The sequence below is a fragment of the Actinomyces israelii DSM 43320 genome, assembly GCF_000711965.1.
GTDB classification, from domain to species: Bacteria; Actinomycetota; Actinomycetes; order Actinomycetales; family Actinomycetaceae; genus Actinomyces; species Actinomyces israelii.
In genome coordinates, this window is sequence record NZ_JONS01000001.1 from 188,161 (window position 1) to 204,565 (window position 16,405).

General features: G+C 74.3%; 14 protein-coding genes and 2 tRNA genes. 8 read left to right on the plus strand and 8 right to left on the minus strand.

The genetic code is table 11. The features are described 5' to 3' along the window. Positions 1-26: 26 nt before the first annotated feature. Entirely contained in the window at positions 27-980 is a 954-nt protein-coding gene (locus O145_RS00830) for an NADP-dependent oxidoreductase (RefSeq protein WP_043558312.1), read from the minus strand. A gap of 104 nt (positions 981-1,084) precedes the next feature. Between O145_RS00830 and O145_RS00835 the strand changes: the two genes are divergently transcribed. Next, entirely contained in the window at positions 1,085-1,558 is a 474-nt protein-coding gene (locus tag O145_RS00835; protein ID WP_084682273.1) for a MarR family winged helix-turn-helix transcriptional regulator, read from the plus strand. Positions 1,559-1,592: 34 nt separating this feature from the next. On the opposite strand, the gene O145_RS00840 is transcribed toward O145_RS00835, so the two are convergent. The 7 genes from O145_RS00840 to nadD all read right to left on the minus strand — a co-directional run bounded on the left by O145_RS00840 (position 1,593) and on the right by nadD (position 7,657). Then, a complete protein-coding gene (locus tag O145_RS00840) occupies positions 1,593-3,578 on the minus strand; it encodes an OPT family oligopeptide transporter (RefSeq protein WP_043558314.1) in 1,986 nt (661 codons plus the stop codon). A gap of 273 nt (positions 3,579-3,851) precedes the next feature. Beyond that, positions 3,852-3,926 (minus strand) — tRNA-Lys (locus tag O145_RS00845). A 44-nt stretch (positions 3,927-3,970) separates the two neighbouring features. Beyond that, a tRNA-Ala gene (locus O145_RS00850) sits at positions 3,971-4,046 on the minus strand. 118 nt (positions 4,047-4,164) lie between these two features. After that, positions 4,165-4,815 carry a histidine phosphatase family protein gene (locus tag O145_RS00855; protein ID WP_043558315.1) on the minus strand — a complete coding sequence of 217 codons (651 nt, stop codon included), beginning with the start codon at positions 4,813-4,815 and terminating at the stop codon, positions 4,165-4,167. A 10-nt stretch (positions 4,816-4,825) separates the two neighbouring features. Beyond that, positions 4,826-5,212: a ribosome silencing factor gene (gene rsfS / locus O145_RS00860; protein ID WP_043558317.1), complete on the minus strand. Its 387-nt coding sequence runs from the start codon at positions 5,210-5,212 to the stop codon at positions 4,826-4,828. Positions 5,213-5,253: 41 nt separating this feature from the next. Further along, the gene (locus O145_RS00865; protein WP_043558321.1) at positions 5,254-6,984 is read right to left on the minus strand and encodes a hypothetical protein; all 1,731 of its coding nucleotides are present in this window, start codon (positions 6,982-6,984) and stop codon (positions 5,254-5,256) included. Next, the gene (gene nadD, locus O145_RS00870) at positions 6,977-7,657 is read right to left on the minus strand and encodes a nicotinate-nucleotide adenylyltransferase (RefSeq protein WP_043558531.1); all 681 of its coding nucleotides are present in this window, start codon (positions 7,655-7,657) and stop codon (positions 6,977-6,979) included. The genes O145_RS00865 and nadD overlap by 8 nt, the downstream gene beginning before the upstream one ends. A 326-nt stretch (positions 7,658-7,983) precedes the next feature. Between nadD and O145_RS00875 the strand changes: the two genes are divergently transcribed. The 7 genes from O145_RS00875 to O145_RS00905 all read left to right on the plus strand — a co-directional run bounded on the left by O145_RS00875 (position 7,984) and on the right by O145_RS00905 (position 16,403). Further along, on the plus strand, positions 7,984-8,760 hold the full coding sequence (locus tag O145_RS00875) for a DeoR/GlpR family DNA-binding transcription regulator (protein WP_043558324.1): 777 nt from the start codon (positions 7,984-7,986) through the stop codon (positions 8,758-8,760). 124 nt (positions 8,761-8,884) lie between these two features. Continuing rightward, a complete protein-coding gene (locus O145_RS00880) occupies positions 8,885-10,087 on the plus strand; it encodes a glycosyltransferase family protein (RefSeq protein ID WP_043558326.1) in 1,203 nt (400 codons plus the stop codon). Then, complete coding sequence (locus O145_RS00885; protein WP_043558328.1) at positions 10,084-11,301, plus strand: glycosyltransferase; 1,218 nt, start codon at positions 10,084-10,086, stop codon at positions 11,299-11,301. Before O145_RS00880 ends, O145_RS00885 begins: the two co-directional genes overlap by 4 nt. Beyond that, positions 11,301-12,434, plus strand: coding sequence for a glycosyltransferase family 4 protein (locus tag O145_RS00890; protein WP_043558330.1), 1,134 nt, complete (start codon positions 11,301-11,303; stop codon positions 12,432-12,434). Before O145_RS00885 ends, O145_RS00890 begins: the two co-directional genes overlap by 1 nt. After that, positions 12,431-14,233, plus strand: coding sequence for an ABC transporter ATP-binding protein (locus O145_RS00895; RefSeq protein ID WP_043558332.1), 1,803 nt, complete (start codon positions 12,431-12,433; stop codon positions 14,231-14,233). Before O145_RS00890 ends, O145_RS00895 begins: the two co-directional genes overlap by 4 nt. Next, positions 14,230-15,372 (plus strand): phosphotransferase family protein, encoded by a 1,143-nt coding sequence (locus tag O145_RS00900; RefSeq protein WP_043558335.1) that lies wholly within the window; start codon positions 14,230-14,232, stop codon positions 15,370-15,372. Before O145_RS00895 ends, O145_RS00900 begins: the two co-directional genes overlap by 4 nt. Further along, complete coding sequence (locus tag O145_RS00905) at positions 15,357-16,403, plus strand: phosphotransferase (protein ID WP_052374446.1); 1,047 nt, start codon at positions 15,357-15,359, stop codon at positions 16,401-16,403. Before O145_RS00900 ends, O145_RS00905 begins: the two co-directional genes overlap by 16 nt. Positions 16,404-16,405 lie beyond the last annotated feature (2 nt).

The window sequence follows — 16,405 nt, forward strand, 5'->3', positions numbered from 1 at the left end:
ACGGCTTCAGAACACCCCGGGCCGGCTCAGGGGGTCTCAGGTAGGTCAACAACGAGCTTGCCGCGCACGTGGCCGCCGCGCAGCTCGGTGTAGGCCTGCCGCACCGAGTCGACGTCGAAGGGGTAGACGCGGGCGATCGTCACCGTCATGGTTCCGTCGGCCACGAGGGCGGCCGCCCGCCTCAGGTCCTCGGGGCGGGCGTCGCGCGAGCCGGTGACCCGCACCCCCTTGGCGATGGACGGCGGCGCGGGCACGATGGTGGCGATGGCCTCGGGGGCCAGGCCGAGCGCCAGCGCGAGATCGACGTACTGCGGGCCGTGGCAGTCCAGCAGCCTGGTCACCGGCGACGGCGCCGCCGCGCGGACGCGGTCCTCCAGGTCCTCGCCGTAGGCGACCGCGACGGCGCCCAGGGAGCGGATGCGGTCCAGGCTGTCCTCGCCGGCGATACCGATGACGGCGGCGCCGGCGCGCCCGGCGAGCTGGACCGCCATCGAGCCGACGCCGCCCGAGGCGGCGCTGACCACGAGCACGTCGCCGTCGTGGACCCCCAGCGCGCGCAGCGCCCCCGCCGCCGCCTCGACGGCGACCCCGAGCGCGGCCGCCTGGGCGAAGCTCAGGGCCGCGGGCTTGAGCACGACGTCGCCGGCGTCGACGACGAGCCGCTCGGCCAGCGTCCCGGCCCCCGACCCGCTTCCCGGAGCGGCGTGCACGGTCCCCAGGACCTCGTCCCCGACTGCCACGGAGGCGACGCCCTCGCCGACGGCGTCGACGACGCCCGCGTAGTCGCGCCCCACACCCCGGGGCCGCCGCGGACCGTCGCCGTCCATCATGCCGGAGACGATCTTCCAGTCCACGGGGTTGAGGCCCGCCGCCCTGACCGCCACGCGCACCTGCCCGGGGCCGGGAACGGGCTCGGGGACCTCGGCCATCTCCAGGACCTCGGGGCCGCCGAAGCTCCTGTACTCAATCGCTCGCACCATACTGCAACATCCTCGTTCCGTCGCCGCGGGTCGGCGGGCCTTCCATCCCGCCGACCGCCCACTATGATTCTCATAGAATATACAGCTTATAGAAACGGAGTGTCATGATAACGGCGTCCGACTCACCGCAGCTGCGGACGATCCTCGCCCTGCGTCGGCTGGGCAGCGCCCTGGCCATGACCAACCGCGCCGCCGGGGTCGTGCTCGGCATCAAGGGCGCGGACCTCGCCGTGCTCGACGTCCTCCACCGGGAGGGGCCGCTGACCCCCACCGAGCTCGCCCGGCGCACCCGCACCCACCTGGCCACCATGACGGGCGTGCTCAGGCGGCTGGAGAGGGGCGGGTGGGTGGAGCGCCGGCCCGATGCGGCCGACCGGCGCTCGGTGCACATCCACGCCGCGGGAGCGGATCGCCTGGCCTCCGTCTTCGCCCGGGCGGACGAGGAGCTGTCGGAGGTCGTGTCGGGCTGGTCCGAGGAGCAGGTCGCGATGCTCATCAACTTCCTCAACGACGCCAGCGAGATCGCCGGCCGTCTGGCCGACGACCTCGTGGCGGACGCCCCCGCCCGGCGTCCCTGACGCCGGTTGACGAGCCCGGCCGGGCCGGTCGGGATCAGGCCCCTGTGCGGGTCATCGCCCTGACCGACAGCCTCTTGACCCACAGGTAGAGTCCGAGCCCCACCCCGGCGAACACCAGGGCGCCGAGCGCCTCGGAGGCGGTCTCGAACCCGGGGCCGACGACGGCGAGGGGGTCCTCCTGCCCGCTCGCGGCCACGATGCCCGCCAGGACCACGCCGAACAGGCTCTCGCCGACGATCAGCCCGGTCGCGGCCAGGGTGCTCAGCCGCTTGGTGCTCTCCGGGTCCGCGGTCCCCGCCGCCCAGCGGTCGTAGAGCAGGCCCGCCACGGCGCCGACGGGGATGATGAGCGTCAGGCCCATCGGCAGGTACATGCCCATGCCCACGGCCAGCGGCGGCAGGTGCATCCGGTTCTTCGTGGCCAGGCCGAGCACCTCGTCAACGACGACCACGACCACCCCGATCGCGGCGCCCAGGCCCAGGAGCCCCCAGCTCAGGTCGCCGCCGAACACGCCCTTGGCCAGGGAGGACAGCAGGGCCGCCTGGGGCGCGGCCAGGGCGTTGTCGGTCGCCTCGGGCGCGCCGGCGAAGCCGAAGCTGGTGTTGAGCAGCTGGAGGACCGGCGGGATGATGAGCGAGCCGAAGGCGACGCCGACGACCAGGGCGACCTGCTGCTTCCACGGGGTCGCCCCCACGAGCTGGCCGGTCTTGAGGTCCTGCAGGTTGTCGTTGGAGATGGTGGCCACGCCGAAGACGACCGCGGCGGTGAACAGGGTGTAGGCGATCAGCGCGTCGCCCTGACCGGGGGCCTGGGCGCCGTGCACCACCTTGATGAGCAGGGCGGCGGCGATCACAATGAGGATGCCGACCCCGGAGATGGGGCTGTTGGACGCGCCGATCAGGCCCGCCATGTAGCCGCACACGCCCGCGACGGCCAGGCCGATCAGCAGCACGAAGAGGATGCTGACCACGACCATGCCGACCGTGTGGTGACCGATGGGCGTGTCCCGCACGAACAGCCACAGGAGGAGCCCGATAGGCAGCATCGAGGCCAGGGTCACCCCGGCCACCACGCGCATGGACAGGTCGCGCTCCTGGACGGGCACGTCCGTCCCCTCGTCGCGGGCGCGGGTGGCCGCCAGGGCCTCCTTGACGCCTCGGGCGATGGGCAGGGCGATCTTGGCGAGTGTCCACACGGCGGCGACCGCCATGGCCCCCGCTCCGACGAAGCGCACGTCGGAGGTGAAGATCCCCGACACGATCTCGCCAAGGTCGCCGCCGGCAGGGATCTGGCCGGCGGTGCGCAGCGGCAGCATGACGCCGAAGGAGATCAACAGCCCGACGATCATGGCGATGCCGACGGTGATGCCGACGAGGTGGCCCACACCGATGAGGGCCAGGGAGAGGCTGGCGCTGACCATGCTGCCGCCGGAGCCGACGCGGAAGGCCCGCTCAATGCTGCCGGCCACGACCTTCATCGCCGCCAGCGCGGCGAAGCCGGCCGACGCCAGCCCGCCCACAACGATGACCAGCAGGCCGCGCCTGTTCTCCTCCGCGCCCTCGGCGCTGTCCCCCACGCGCAGCACCTCCGCCGCGGCCACGCCCTCGGGGAAGGGCAGGTCCGATCCGGTGACGAGGGCGCGGCGCAGCGGGATGGAGTACATGACGCCCAGCACGCCGCCCAGGGCGGTCACCAGCGCGGTCTCCCAGTACGGGAAGCCGGTCCACCACCCGATCATGACCAGACCGGGCAGCACGAAGATAATGGCCGACAGCGTGCCGGCTGCGGATGCGATTGTCTGGACGATATTGTTCTCCACCACGGAGTGGTCCCGGAAGGAGCGCAGGATGGCCATGGAGATGACCGCGGCCGGGATCGAGGTGGCGAAGGTGAGGCCGACCTTCAGACCCAGGTAGACGTTGGCGGCTGTGAACACCAGGGTAATGAGGCCGCCGATGACGACGCCCCGTACTGTAAGCTCGCGCACACCTGATGTGGCGGGAGCGGTATTACCGGACATGGTCCTCCTCAGACATGGGACACCGGACAGCAGATCGTGTCCATCACGCACAATACGCCTCGACGTCACAGCGCATGCGAGTCTGCCGGACCGGAACGGTTGCTGAGTGGCGGACTTGGGCCAGTGGGCGGGCAGAGCGACTGATTCCGGAGGCCCGCGGGCGCCTCGGACCGATCTCGGTGCGGAACTGAACCGATCTCGGCGAAACCGCGCTTGCCGCCCGGCAGCAATACGACGGGGTCCTCGCCCGTGCGGGCGAGGACCTCCGCCTCCTGGTGGAGCTAGAAGGAATCGAACCCCCGTCTCTTCCACAAAGTGGAAGCGCGCTACCAACTGCGCCATAGCCCCGTGACATATCGTCGCGCTTCAATTGATTGACACCGAACGGTGCATGGTGGAGCTAGGGGGATTCGAACCCCCGACCTCTTCCATGCCATGGAAGCGCGCTACCAACTGCGCCATAGCCCCTTTCGGGCGCCGCCCGCCGGGCGACGGAGATAATCCTATGGAGTCCGCACCCCGCGGGCAAATCCTTCCCGCGTGCGGTACCTCACCCCCGGCCCGTCCCTCCCGCCGCGGCCGGGCATCAGGACAGGAACCCGCCGATCGCCCCGCCGGTCCCCGAGCCCGTCCGCTCCTCACCGCTGTTCCAGTGCTCGAGCCTCCATCCCGGCGACCGCCCGGTGCTGCTGAGCACCGCGTAGTGGCAGTTGTCCAGGCCGCGCAGCCCGAACCACGCGGAGGGATCGAGGCCCAGGAGGCGGGTCGTGCCCAGGGTGATGGCCGCACCGTGCGCGACGACAACGACGGTCGCCTCACCGGCCGCCGCGGCGATCCGCCCCAGCGCCGCCCCCACCCGGGCGGCAGCATCACCGCGGGTCTCGACCCCGACGCCCGCCGGGTCCCCGCCGGCCCGCCACACGGCGAACTGCTCCGGCCAGCCCGCCTCGATCCGGGCGCGCTCCAGTCCCTCCCACATGCCGAAGGACCGCTCCACAAGACCCTGATCGACACGCACGTCCACACCGGTCGCCGCGGACAGCGCCTCGGCGGTCTGCCGTGCGCGCTGCAGGGGCGAGGAGACGATCACGCTCGGCCTCAGGGCCGCCAGCCTCGGGGCCGCCGACACGGCCTGGGCTCGTCCGACCTCGTTGAGGGGGATGTCGACGCGCCCCTGGACCCTGCCCGCGACGTTGTGATCGGTCTGGCCGTGCCGCCACAAGACGAGATGCGCCATGGAGGGCCCCTCAGCTCACGGCGCCGGCCGGGGCCAGAACATCCTCAGGCAGATCGATGAGCGGGCAGTCCTTCCACAGGCGCTCCAGCGAGTAGTACTCGCGGTCCTCGGCCTGTAGGACGTGGACGATAATGTCGGAGTAGTCGATGAGCACCCAGTGGGACTCCTCCAGCCCCTCGCGCTGCCTGCGCCTGACTCCGGCCTTGAGCACGGCCTCATCGATCGCGTCGACGAGGGCGCGCACCTGACGGTCGTTGTCGCCCGAGAGGATGAGGAAGACGTCGGTCAGGGCGAGCCGCCCGGAGACGTCGATCGCAATAATGTTGTCCGCCTTCTTCTGCGCGGCGGCGCGAGCGGCGACACGGGTCAGGGCGACGGCATGGTCGGTGGCGGGCACGGAACTCCTTGAAGGCGGGCGACGGGCTTCAGCCCGTCAGCCTAGCAATCCAGCAGCGGTGTCCAGGCGGAAATGGAGTCGAAAGCACCTGCCGAGCTAGCGCCCTCGCGGTTGAGGAAGAACCACACCACGGCGAGCACCACGAGCGCGACGACGGCGACGAGCAGGGCGATGAGCAGGATCTTGCCCATCTTCGACGTCTTCGGCGGCTCGGCGACCGGGCGCATCGGGGACGTCGCCGGGCCGGGCGCGCTCCAGCTCGCCTCGGAGTCGGCAGGCGCCGCCGCGGCGGGCCCGGAGAGCTGAGGCTCGGGGGCCGCAGGCTCGGGCATGGACTCGTACGGGGTGAAGGCGGGCCCAGGCGCGGGCGCGGGTGCGGGCTCCTCGACGGCGGCCTCGGGCGCGCCGGGGACATCCGGTTGAGCGCCCTCGGGCCGCAGAATGCGCCACTGGGGATTGTCGATGCCGTCGAACTCGTCGTCAATGGGGCGCACCTCGCTGAGCTCGCCGGTGCTGGTGTCGACCGTGCGCACACCCTGGGCGGCGTTGGGGATCCTCACGGTGGGGCGACGGGGCGGCCCGCCGGCGGCCGGCTGCGTGGCCCACTCGGGCAGGCCTCCGGCATCGGCGCTCCCGGGCACGCCGTACCCGTCTGTGCCCGAGGGGGCCGGAGCCGGCCCACCCGACCCGTACCCGTCGGCGCCCGAAGGGGCCGGAGCTGGCCCACCCGACCCGTACCCGTCGGCGCCCGAAGGGGCCGGAGCGGAGTCGCCCGTCCTGCTGTCCGCTGAGGCGTCGCGGTTGAAAAGAGAGCGTCGTTCGGGCAGACCGGCCGGCTCATCCGTCCGTGAAGCCGAAGGGAGGGGTGAGAGCGCCGAGGTCTCCACAGCATTCATCACACCGGTCGGCTGGGCGGAGATGTCCTCGATGTCGTCATCGGACAGTGAGGCGTTGGCGACCTGCGGCGCCGGCTCGGTGAAGGTCCTCTCCGTCCCGGGCCCGGTGCCGGAGGTGAAGGGCGCAGCCTCGCCGCCCGGGCCGCCGGGGGCCGTCCCCTGCCCGAATGCGGCCTCGCCAACAGGGCTGGGGGCCGACGGCGCTGACGTCCGCATCGCAGGCTCGGGCGCGTAGGGGCGCGCCCGCCAGGTATCCGCTCCGCCCTCCTCGGAGTGCGGAGCCGACGACGTCGCCGGGCTCACGGGCGAGGCCCCGGGCTCGCCGCCGACCATCCGGGCGCCGGGCAAGGCCGTCGCGCCGTCCGGGCCCCCCGCCCCGGAGGCCCCGGACGTCAGAGGCCGGCCGGGGGACTGCAGGACGCGGGCCGCCTCCGCCTCGTCGTACGACGCCGGGGCGACCGGACCGCTCGGGGCGAGCCGTCCCGAAGCGTCGAGCAGGCCCTCGCCGCGGAAGGCGGACCCGGGCACCGCGGGCTCGCCGGCTCCGGTGCCGGACGGACCGGAGGGGGCCGCGTGGCTCCCCGCGGCCTCCAGGCTGGGGGACCCGATCATGGGCTGCTCGGCCAGCGGGTCCTGCAGCGCCCTGGCCTGCTCGGGGGTGATCTCCCCCGAGGCGACAGCCGCGCGCAGAGCCGCAGCCTCCTGACGCAGGCGCTTGAGCTCGCGTCGGGTCAGAAGCGGCTGCTGCCCGGTCAGGATGGCCTCGCGCTCGGCAGCGCGCTCGGCCTGCCGCATCGCCCGGCGGCTGCGACGAGTGCCGGTGCGATCATCTGCGGCGTCAGGCTGGCTCTGGTTGACGTCGGTGGGATCACTCACCGTCGTTCTCCTTCCTCAGGGACTGCTCCCGTGCGACGCGAGCGGTCATCGACGTCGTCGATGCCGAACGCTCAACCGTGCGGTAAAGACCGTACTTGCGGATGTACTGGACGACGCCGTCGGGTACGAGATACCAGACGGGAATACCTTGGGCCACCCGACTGCGGCAGTCCGTGGACGAGATCGTCATCGCGGGCACTTCCACCAACGACACAGTATCCCCAGGCAGGCCCGTATCCGTTAAGACATGCCCGGGACGCGTGACACCAACCAGGTGGGCCAGGTCGAAGATCTTCTGGTTGTCCTTCCACGTCAGGATCTGCGCCAGGGCGTCGGCTCCGGTGATGAAGTAGAACTCGGCACCGGGATACTCGGCAATAACGTCGTGGAGCGTGTCGATCGTGTAGGTCGTGCCGCCCCGGTCAATATCCACCCGGGAGACAGTGAAATGCGGATTCGAGGCGGTAGCGATGACCGTCATGAGGTAGCGGTGCTCCGCCGGGGTGACGTGCCGGTCCTTCTTGAAGGGCTGATTCCAGGTCGGCACGAAGACGACCTCGTGGAGCCCGAAGGCGTGCTGGACCTCGGAGGCCGCAACGAGATGCCCGTGGTGAATCGGGTCGAAGGTGCCGCCCATAATGCCGATGCGCAGCTGGCGCGAGACGTCGCTCATCGGCACCACCCCCTGTTGCTCTTCGGCACTGCTGCCCCTCCGGTCACTGCGAGCCGCGTGCGCGGACGCGCCCATACTGCCACGGACAAGGCGCGGCGCGACGCGTGCCACGCCAGCCATGCGCACAAGCGTGATCGGTGTCGCCCGGCTCCCCCTCGTTCCGGCAGGTCCCGTCCCCGGGCCGCCGTCCGCCGGTCAGTCCCGTCGGCGCGACCGGTACGCGGGCGTGCCCTATGCTGCCTACCGCCACAATACCGCGCACTACCGCGACCGCCTCGTCGACGTCCCTCCTGCGCGGTCTCAGGGAGCCGCGCGAAGGAGACCCGATGAGCCGCCACGAGCGTCTGTCCGCCATCCTGGCCATCGTCGTCGAGGAGGGCGGAGTCCGCATCGACGACATTGTCGAACGGCTCGGCGTCTCGGCCGCCACGGCGCGCCGCGACCTCGACCTGCTCGCCGAGCAGCAGCTCGTCACCCGCACCCGGGGCGGCGCCTCCGCCAACCCGACATCCGCCCAGCTCCCGCTGCGCTACCGCACCACCCGCATGGGCGCCCAGAAGATCCGCATCGCGCGGGCTGCCGCCCGGATGGTGCGCCCCGGCGACGTCATCGGCCTGGGCGGCGGCACGACGACGACCGAGGTCGCCCGGGAGATCGTGCTCCTGCCCGGCCTCACCGACCCGGACAGCCCCGTGACGGTCGTGACCAACGCCGTCAATATCGCCGGCGAGCTGATCGTGCGCCAGGCGGTGCGCGTCATCGTCATCGGCGGCGCGGCCAGGGCCCGCTCCTTCGAGCTGACCGGACCCCTGGCCAGTCTCATCCTGCCCCAGATCGCGGTGAGGACCCTCTTCCTGGGCGTCGAGGGACTCGACCGCGACGGCGCCTACGCCTCGCACGAGGACGAGGCCGCCGTCAGTGCGGCCCTTGTCAGGACGGCGCGGCGCACCGTCGTCGTCGCCGACCACACGAAGCTCGCCGGACCGGCCTTCGCCCTGATCTGCAGGACGCCCGACATCGACCTGCTCATCACCGACACCGACGCCGCGCCGGAGGACGTCGCCGCCGTGCGCGAGTCGGGCATCGACGTCCGGCTCGCCTGAGCCGAGCCGCGCCGCGGCCGCAGGCGTTCCTGAGAACTCTCTCATGATCGTCTCATCACCATCTCCTGGCGCCCGCCGATCCTGATCCCACAGGCCACGAATGGGGCCGGGAGAGGAGAGGCGCATGAGGCAGGACACCACCCGCATCGTGCTCTACAGCCACGACGCGCTGGGCCTCGGCCACCTGCGGCGCAACCTCGCGCTCGCCCACCGGCTCGCCCACGACCTGCCCCACCTGACCGGTGCGAGCGTCACCGGCCTGCTGGTCGCGGGCCTGGCGCCCCCCGCCGCCTTCCGCCTGCCCCCGGGCTTCGACTGGCTCATCCTGCCGGGCTTCACCAAGGATCCCGACGGCTACCGCCCCAGGCGCCTGCGCGACACCCCCCAGTCGCTGGCCGATCTGCGCTCCGCGCTCGTGGCCACCGCCCTGGCGGACTTCGTCCCCGACCTGGTCATCATCGACCGCCACCTGTACGGGGTGCGCCGCGAGCTGCGCGCCCCGCTGCGCCGCCTGCGCGAGGACCGCCCCGCGACCCGCATCGTCCTGGGTCTGCGCGAGGTCCTCGACGCCCCCGACGCGGCCGCCGCGGAGTGGCGGGCCCTGGAGGAGCCAGGCGCCCTGCGCGCACTCATCGACGAGGTGTGGGTCTACGGCGACCGGCGCGTCCACGACGCCGTCGCCACCGGGGAGGTCCCGCCCGCCCTGCACGACCGCGCCGTCTTCACCGGCTACCTCGCCAAAGGACGCGCCCTGCTGGACCCCGAGCACCGCGCGGACGGCCCGCCGTTCATCCTGACCACCGCCGGCGGCGGCTCCGACGGCCCCCGGCTGCTGCGGGCCGCCGCCGCCCTGGCCCCCCCGCCCGGCCACCGGCACGTGCTCGTCACCGGCCCCCAGCTCGCCGAGACCGACCTGGAGGCCGTGCGCGCCGCGGCCAGGCCGGGCACCGAGATCCACCGGTGCCTGCCGGGACTGAGCCGCCGCATCGACCGGGCCGCCGCCGTGGTGGCCATGGGCGGCTACAACACGGCCTGCGAGGTCCTGGCCTCCTCCACTCCGGCCCTCATCGTGCCCCGCGAGGAGCCGAGGCGCGAGCAGCTCATCCGGGCCCGCGCCCTGATGCGCGCCGGGGCCGTGGACGTCATGCGCTCGGCCGACCTCAACACCGGCGCCCTGACCCGCTGGGCCGCCCAGGCGGTCGGCCGCCGGGTCCCGCGCACCCGCCTGCGGCGCGACGGCCTGCGAGCTGCGGCCGCCCGGGCCGCCGCGCTCCTCCGCCCCGACCGCACCACCGCCCGCCGAGCCCCCGAGGAGCAGCCCTCATGAACCGCACCGGATACGTCCTCAAGGTCTACCCGCGTTTCTCGGAGACCTTCATCGTCACCGAGATCCTGGCCCGCGAGACGCTGGGCGACGACCTGAGCATCTACGCCCTGCGCCCCACTGGCGACTCGCGCTTCCACCCCGAGATCGCCCGGGTCCGCGCACCGGTGACCTGGGTGCCCCGCCCCCTGAGGGCGTCCGGACTGTGGGAGCTGCTGACCGCCTCGCTTCCCGACGCCGCTGCCCGCGCGCGCCTGGCGCGGATCATGCCCGAGCTGGCGGGCCTGCCGGGGGACGAGGTCGCCCAGGGCGTCGCCCTGGCGGCGGCAGCCCGCGCCGACGCCGTCACCCACCTGCACGCGCACTTCGCCTCCCTGGCGGGGCGCACCGCCTGGATCGCCTCGCGCCTGACCGGCATCCCCTACACGGTCACCACCCACGCCAAGGACATCTACCACCGAGACGTCGACCCGGTGTGGCTGCGGCGCGTGTGCTCCGACGCCGACCGCGTCATCGCCATCAGCCGGTTCAACGAGCGCCACCTGCGCGCGACGCTGGAAGGAAGCGGGGCGCGCATCAGCCTGCGCTACAACGCCCTGGAGCTCGACCGCTTCCCCTACCGGCCTCCCGCTCCCGTCGGGCCGGGGACCGCCCTGCGGGTGGCCGCGGTGGGCCGGCTCGTGCCCAAGAAGGGATTCGACGTGCTCCTTCAGGCGCTCGCGGCCCTGGCCGGCGCCGGCGTCCCGGTCACGGCGGTGATCGCCGGGGAGGGGGAGCTGCGCGACGCCCTGACGGCGCGCGCCCGCGCGCTGGGGCTGACGGAGCGCGTGCGGCTTCCCGGGGCCCTGACCCAGAGCGAGGTGCGCGCCCTGCTGCGCGGCTCCCACGTCCTGGCCGTCCCCTGCGTGCCCGCCGAGGACGGCAACATCGACGGCCTGCCCACGGTCGTCCTGGAGGCCATGGCCTGCGGGACGCCCGTGGTCGCCACCGACGTCACCGGCATGCCGGAGGTGGTGCGCGACGGCGAGACCGGGATCCTGCTGCCGGCGGGCGAGCCCGAGGCGCTCGCCCGCGCCCTGCGGGACCTCGCCTCCGGCCTGGTCGACGCCGCAGGCCTGGCGGCCAGGGCCCGCGCCCTCATCGAGGAGGAGTTCGACTCCCGCGAGCAGGCGGCGGTGCTGTCCGCCTGGCAGTCCGAGCGCGGGGAGGCCCGCTGATGCGCGTGTCCTACATCTGCGCCGATCCCGGCGTGCCCGTCTTCGGCTCCAAGGGCGCCAGCGTGCACGTCCAGGAGGTGGTGCGCGCCCTGCGCCGCGCCGGCCACGAGGTGGTCGTCCACGCGGCCCGCCGCGGGAGCCTCGTCCCCGCCGACCTGGCGGACCTGGAGGTGGTCGAGGCGCCGGTGCGCGCGAGCGACCCCGCCCGCCGGGAGCGGGAGCAGGCCGGGATCTCCCGGCGCATCGCCCACGACGTCCTGGCCGGCGGGACCGACCTCGTCTACGAGCGCTACTCCCTGTTCTCCACGACGCTGGCCGCCGTCACGCGCTCCAGCCCGGCCCGCGGCGTGCTGGAGGTCAACGCCCCCCTCATCGACGAGCAGCGCGAGCACCGGGTGCTGGTCAACGAGCGGGCCGCGCTGCGCGCCCTGCGCGCCCAGGCCGGCTGCGCGCGCCTGACCGCGTGCGTCTCCGACCCGGTGCGCCGGTGGGTGGAGCGCCTGGCCCCCGGCGCCCGCGCCCTGACCGTCCCCAACGGAGTGTCCCTGGAGCGCATCGGCCCCTTCCCCGAGGACCCCCGCGGCGTCGTCGTCGCCTTCGTCGGGACTCTCAAGCCCTGGCACGGCGTGGACGGCCTGCTGCGGGCCGCGGCGACGGCCCGCGCGCCGTGGAGGGTGCGCGTCATCGGAGACGGCCCGCAGATGCCCGCGCTGCGCGCCCTGGCCGACGAGCTCGGGCTCGACGTCGACTTCCGCGGGGCCGTGCCCCCCGAGGATGTGCCCGCGCACCTGGCCGGAGCCGCCCTCGGCGTGGCCCCCTACCCGGACCTGGGCGGGGCGGACGAGCAGTACTTCTCCCCCCTGAAGGTCCTGGAGTACCTCGCAGCGGGCCTGCCGGTGGTCGCCTCCGCCGTCGGGCAGCTGCCACGGATGCTTCAGGGCGTCGGCGTGCTGGTGCCGCCCGGAGACCCGGCTCGGCTGGCCGGGGCGATCGACGCCCTGGCGGCCGACGCGGACGAGCGCGCCCGCCTGGGCGCCCTGGGCCGCCGACGCGCCGAGGAGCGCCACGGCTGGGAGCGGGTCGTCGCCACGGTGCTGGACCGGGTGCGCCAGGACGAGGGGGTCGAGCCATGACCGCGCACGTCCGCCGCTCGGCGCTGGCACGCACCCTGCGGCTGGTCGGTCCCGACCTGCGCCCCCACGCGCTGCTGGTGGCGGGCGGGACCCTCGCCCTGCTGGCCGAGGTCGTCTTCCGGGTGCTCGAGCCCTGGCCGCTGAAGATCGTCCTCGACTCCGTCCTGTCCTCGCTGGGGACCCGCACCGGCTACGCGCCCGCGAGCGTCCTGGGCCTGGTGGCCTGCGGGATCGTGCTCATCGGGATCGTGGCCATGCGCGCGCTGTGCAACTACCTGGCGACCGTGTCCTTCGCGCTGGCCGGGTCCCGCACGGCGGTCGCGCTGCGGGCGCGGGTCTTCCGGCACGTGGCGGGCCTGTCCCAGCAGTTCCACGCCCGCAACCGCAGCGCCGACACCGTCCAGCGCCTGGTCTCCGACATCGCCCGGATGCAGGACGTCGCCGTCACCGCGGGCCTGCCGCTGGCCGCCAACGTCCTGACGCTGCTGGTCATGCTCGGCGTCATGGTCGTCCTGGACCCGCTCCTGGCGGTCGTCGTCGTGGCGGCCGTGGTCGCCTTCCTCCTCACCTCCTCGGGGAGCTCACGGCGGATCACGTCGGCGTCGCGCCGCACCCGCAAGAGCGAGGGGCAGCTCGCCAACACCGCCCAGGAGGCGCTGGCCACCATCAAGGTCGTGCAGGCCTACGGCCTGGAGGAGCTGATCCTGGAGCGATTCGTGGGCGCCAACCGCACCTCGCTGCGCACCGGGGTGCGCGCCCTGCGGCTGGCGGCGCGCCTGGAGCGCTCCACCGACGTGCTGGTCGGCCTGGCCACGGCCCTGGTCATGGTCGGCGGCGGGCTGCGGGTGCTCCAGGGGGCGATGACCCCCGGGGACCTCGTCCTGTTCACCACCTACCTGCGCACGACCATGAAGCCCCTGCGGGACATGGCCAAGTACACCGGGCGCATCTCCCGGGCCACCGCCTCGGGCGAGCGCGTCGCCGACCTCATGGCGGTGCGCCCCGACATCGTCTCGCCCGCGGCCCCCGTGCCGCTGGGGCGCGCCCGGGGCGGGCTCGACTTCCGAGACGTCGTCGCCCAGTACGACGGCACCGAGGTGCTGCACGGGGTGAGCCTCAGGATCGCCCCGGGCGAGCACGTCGCCCTCGTGGGCCCCTCGGGATCGGGCAAGTCGACGCTGGTCTCCCTGGTGGTGCGCGCCCTCGACCCGGTGGCGGGCGCGGTCCGTCTCGACGGTCGCCCCCTGCCCGAGCTCGACCTGGGCGAGCTGCGCGCCAATGTCGCCGTGCTCCACCAGGACGCGGTCCTGCTGACCGGTACGGTGCGCGACAACATCCGCATGGGGCGCCCCGGCGCGAGCGACGCCGAGACCGAGGCCGCCGCGCGCCGGGCGGGCGCGCACGACTTCATCCTCGCCCTGCCCCGGGGCTACGACACGGCCGTCGGGGAGCGGGGCGACACCCTGTCCGGGGGGCAGCGCCAGCGCATCGCCATCGCCCGGGCGCTGCTGCGCGACACCCCGATCGTCGTCCTCGACGAGGCCACCACGGGGCTGGATCCCGCCGCCTGCGCCCTCGTGCTCGACGCCGTCGACCGCCTCGCCCGCGGGAGGACCACGCTGGTCGTCACCCACGACGCCGACGTCGCCCTGCGGGCGGACCGGGTCGTGTGGATCGAGGACGGCCGGATCGGGCTTGACGGCTCCCCCGGGCGCCTGCTCGAGCGCTCCGACGCCTTCCGCGCCTGGGCGAGCGCGGGCACGGCCCGGCGCGGGCCCGCCTACCAGGAGGTCAGATGAACGCCCCCACCACGCTCACGGCCGTCGAGTCCGTGCTCGACGAGGGCCGGCTGTCCGCCCTCATCGGCCATCCGGTCCGCGCGGCGCGCCTGCGCATCAAGCCGGACGTGTCGCTGACGGTCGGCCTGGAGGATGCGGGCGCCTCCCGGCCCGTGGGCTGGGCGCGGCTGCTGTGGCCCGTCAGCCGCGTCAAGGCCGACAACGCCGCCAGGCGCGCCCGCCGCCGCGGCCGGTGCACCGAGCAGCGCGAGCTCGGCGACGGGATGACCCTGCAGGTCGGCCGCCTCGCAGCCGACCCGGCGCTGGCCGAGCACGTGGGCGCGGCCGTGCGCCGCGGGCTCCTGGAGCCCGACGACGCGCAGGTGCTGCGCTACAACCCGCTGCGGCGCCTGGTCATGCGGACCGCCGTCGGAGTGGTGCGCATCACCTCGACGCCCCAGGACGACGAGATCCTCCTGCGGGACTTCCTCGAGGGCCGCGTCCCGGTTCCCGAGCGCGTGAGTCTCCCGGGGGCCGAGGCGGGCCCGCCCGTGCACGTCAGCGCCCTGAGGCTCGTGGGCGACTGCGACCTGGAGCAGGCGTCCCGTCTCGAGGCGACCGCCGCGGCCGGAGCGGGGCTGGCGGCCCTGCACGCCCTGACCGGCCGTCTGCCCGACGAGGCGGCCCGGCGGCTGCCCGGCGGCAGGCCCGCCGGGCGCCCGGGGGCCGCTCACGCCTCGGTCCTGCGGGCGCTGGCGCCGCCGCTGGCCGCACGGGTGGAGGCCCTCGGCCGCAGGCTCCCCGGCCTGACCCGGGACCGGCGGGTCCTCGCGCACGGTGACTTCACCCCCGACCAGGTCCTCGTCCGGCTCGATGACGACGCCGTGTGGCTCACCGACTTCGACAGGTCCCGACTCGCGCCCGCCGAGCTCGACCTGGGCTCCTGCCTCGCCGTCGTCGGCCCCGAGGCCGGGGCCGCACTCCTGAAGGGCTACGCCGACGCCGGCGGGGACCTGCCGGACGGCGCCCGCCTGCGGGCGGGCATCGCCCACGCCCGGATGGCCCGCCTGGTCGAGCCCCTGCGACACGCCGATCCGCTGTGGCGCACCCGCATCGGCCAGAGGCTGGACGAGCTGGAGGAGACATGCGCAGCGCACTGACGGCACTGACCCCGCCGCGGCGGAGCCCGGCGTCGGTCCTCCCCCGGGTTCCCGGCCTGCGCCGGGCCTGGCCGCGGGAGGACGGCAGCATCGCCTTCGAGGCCGTGGACGGGAAGGGCCTGCTGCGGGCCGGGCGCATCGGCCCCGCCGGCCGGTGGAGCCTCGCGCCCTACGCCACGGACCCCGCCCTGCCCGCCCTGTCCCCCGAGGCCGACGGCGACCTGGTCGTCCACAGGCTCGGACGCCGCGCGGTCGTCGTCGGCGCCTCCCGGGTACGCAAGCTCGTGCGCCTCGGGCGCGCCCGCCGCCTGGCGCCCCCCGAGGCGCTGAGCCCCTTCCGGCGGGCCGGCCTGCGCACCGCCGAGGTCGTCGAGCGCGGGGCGTCCCGCATCGACCTCGAGCTCCTGCCCGGACGCCCCCTGCACGATCTGGGCGAGGAGGGGATGGCGGGCTGGGAGCGACTGGCCCGGGCGTGGCCGGCCGCCGTCCGCGCCACGGCCTCCCTGCCCGAGCACACCGCCGCGCACGAGGCGGCCGTGCTGCGGACCTGGCTCGACCGGACGCGCGCGGCGGGGGCCCTCGACGTCCTCGACGCCATCGCCGGCCGCGGCCGGATCGAGCGGGAGGTCGAGCGCGCGTGCGCCGCCCTGGGGCAGGCCGGCGGCCCCCCCGTCGTCTCGCACCGCGACCTGCACGACGGCCAGCTCCTGTGGGACGGGCGCGACCTGTCCCTCCTCGACCTGGACACGGCCGCCACCGCGGAGGCGGCCCTGGACCTGGGCAACCTCGCCGCGCACGTCGACCTCATGCGCGTCCAGGGCCGCCTGGGCGCCGCCGCCCACGACCGCGTCCTCGGTCTTCTCGACGGCGTGGCGGCGCGGCTGCCCACCAGCTCCCGGCGGCTGCGCGCCTACCGGGACGCGTCGCTCCTGCGCCTGGCCCTCGTCCACGTCTTCCGCCCCGGCGCAGGAGCGTGGCTGGCCGCCTGGACGCACCACGCCCTGCACACCACTACCACCCATACCACCTGATG

Coding starts and splice junctions, on each gene's coding strand:
- O145_RS00830 (WP_043558312.1), bottom strand. CDS start 980: ATGGTGCGAGCGATTGAGTACAGGAGCTTCGGCGGCCCCGAGGTCCTG.
- O145_RS00835 (WP_084682273.1), top strand. CDS start 1,085: ATGATAACGGCGTCCGACTCACCGCAGCTGCGGACGATCCTCGCCCTG.
- O145_RS00840 (WP_043558314.1), bottom strand. CDS start 3,578: ATGTCCGGTAATACCGCTCCCGCCACATCAGGTGTGCGCGAGCTTACA.
- O145_RS00855 (WP_043558315.1), bottom strand. CDS start 4,815: ATGGCGCATCTCGTCTTGTGGCGGCACGGCCAGACCGATCACAACGTC.
- nadD (WP_043558531.1), bottom strand. CDS start 7,657: ATGAGCGACGTCTCGCGCCAGCTGCGCATCGGCATTATGGGCGGCACC.
- O145_RS00875 (WP_043558324.1), top strand. CDS start 7,984: ATGAGCCGCCACGAGCGTCTGTCCGCCATCCTGGCCATCGTCGTCGAG.
- O145_RS00880 (WP_043558326.1), top strand. CDS start 8,885: ATGAGGCAGGACACCACCCGCATCGTGCTCTACAGCCACGACGCGCTG.
- O145_RS00885 (WP_043558328.1), top strand. CDS start 10,084: ATGAACCGCACCGGATACGTCCTCAAGGTCTACCCGCGTTTCTCGGAG.
- O145_RS00890 (WP_043558330.1), top strand. CDS start 11,301: ATGCGCGTGTCCTACATCTGCGCCGATCCCGGCGTGCCCGTCTTCGGC.
- O145_RS00895 (WP_043558332.1), top strand. CDS start 12,431: ATGACCGCGCACGTCCGCCGCTCGGCGCTGGCACGCACCCTGCGGCTG.
- O145_RS00900 (WP_043558335.1), top strand. CDS start 14,230: ATGAACGCCCCCACCACGCTCACGGCCGTCGAGTCCGTGCTCGACGAG.
- O145_RS00905 (WP_052374446.1), top strand. CDS start 15,357: ATGCGCAGCGCACTGACGGCACTGACCCCGCCGCGGCGGAGCCCGGCG.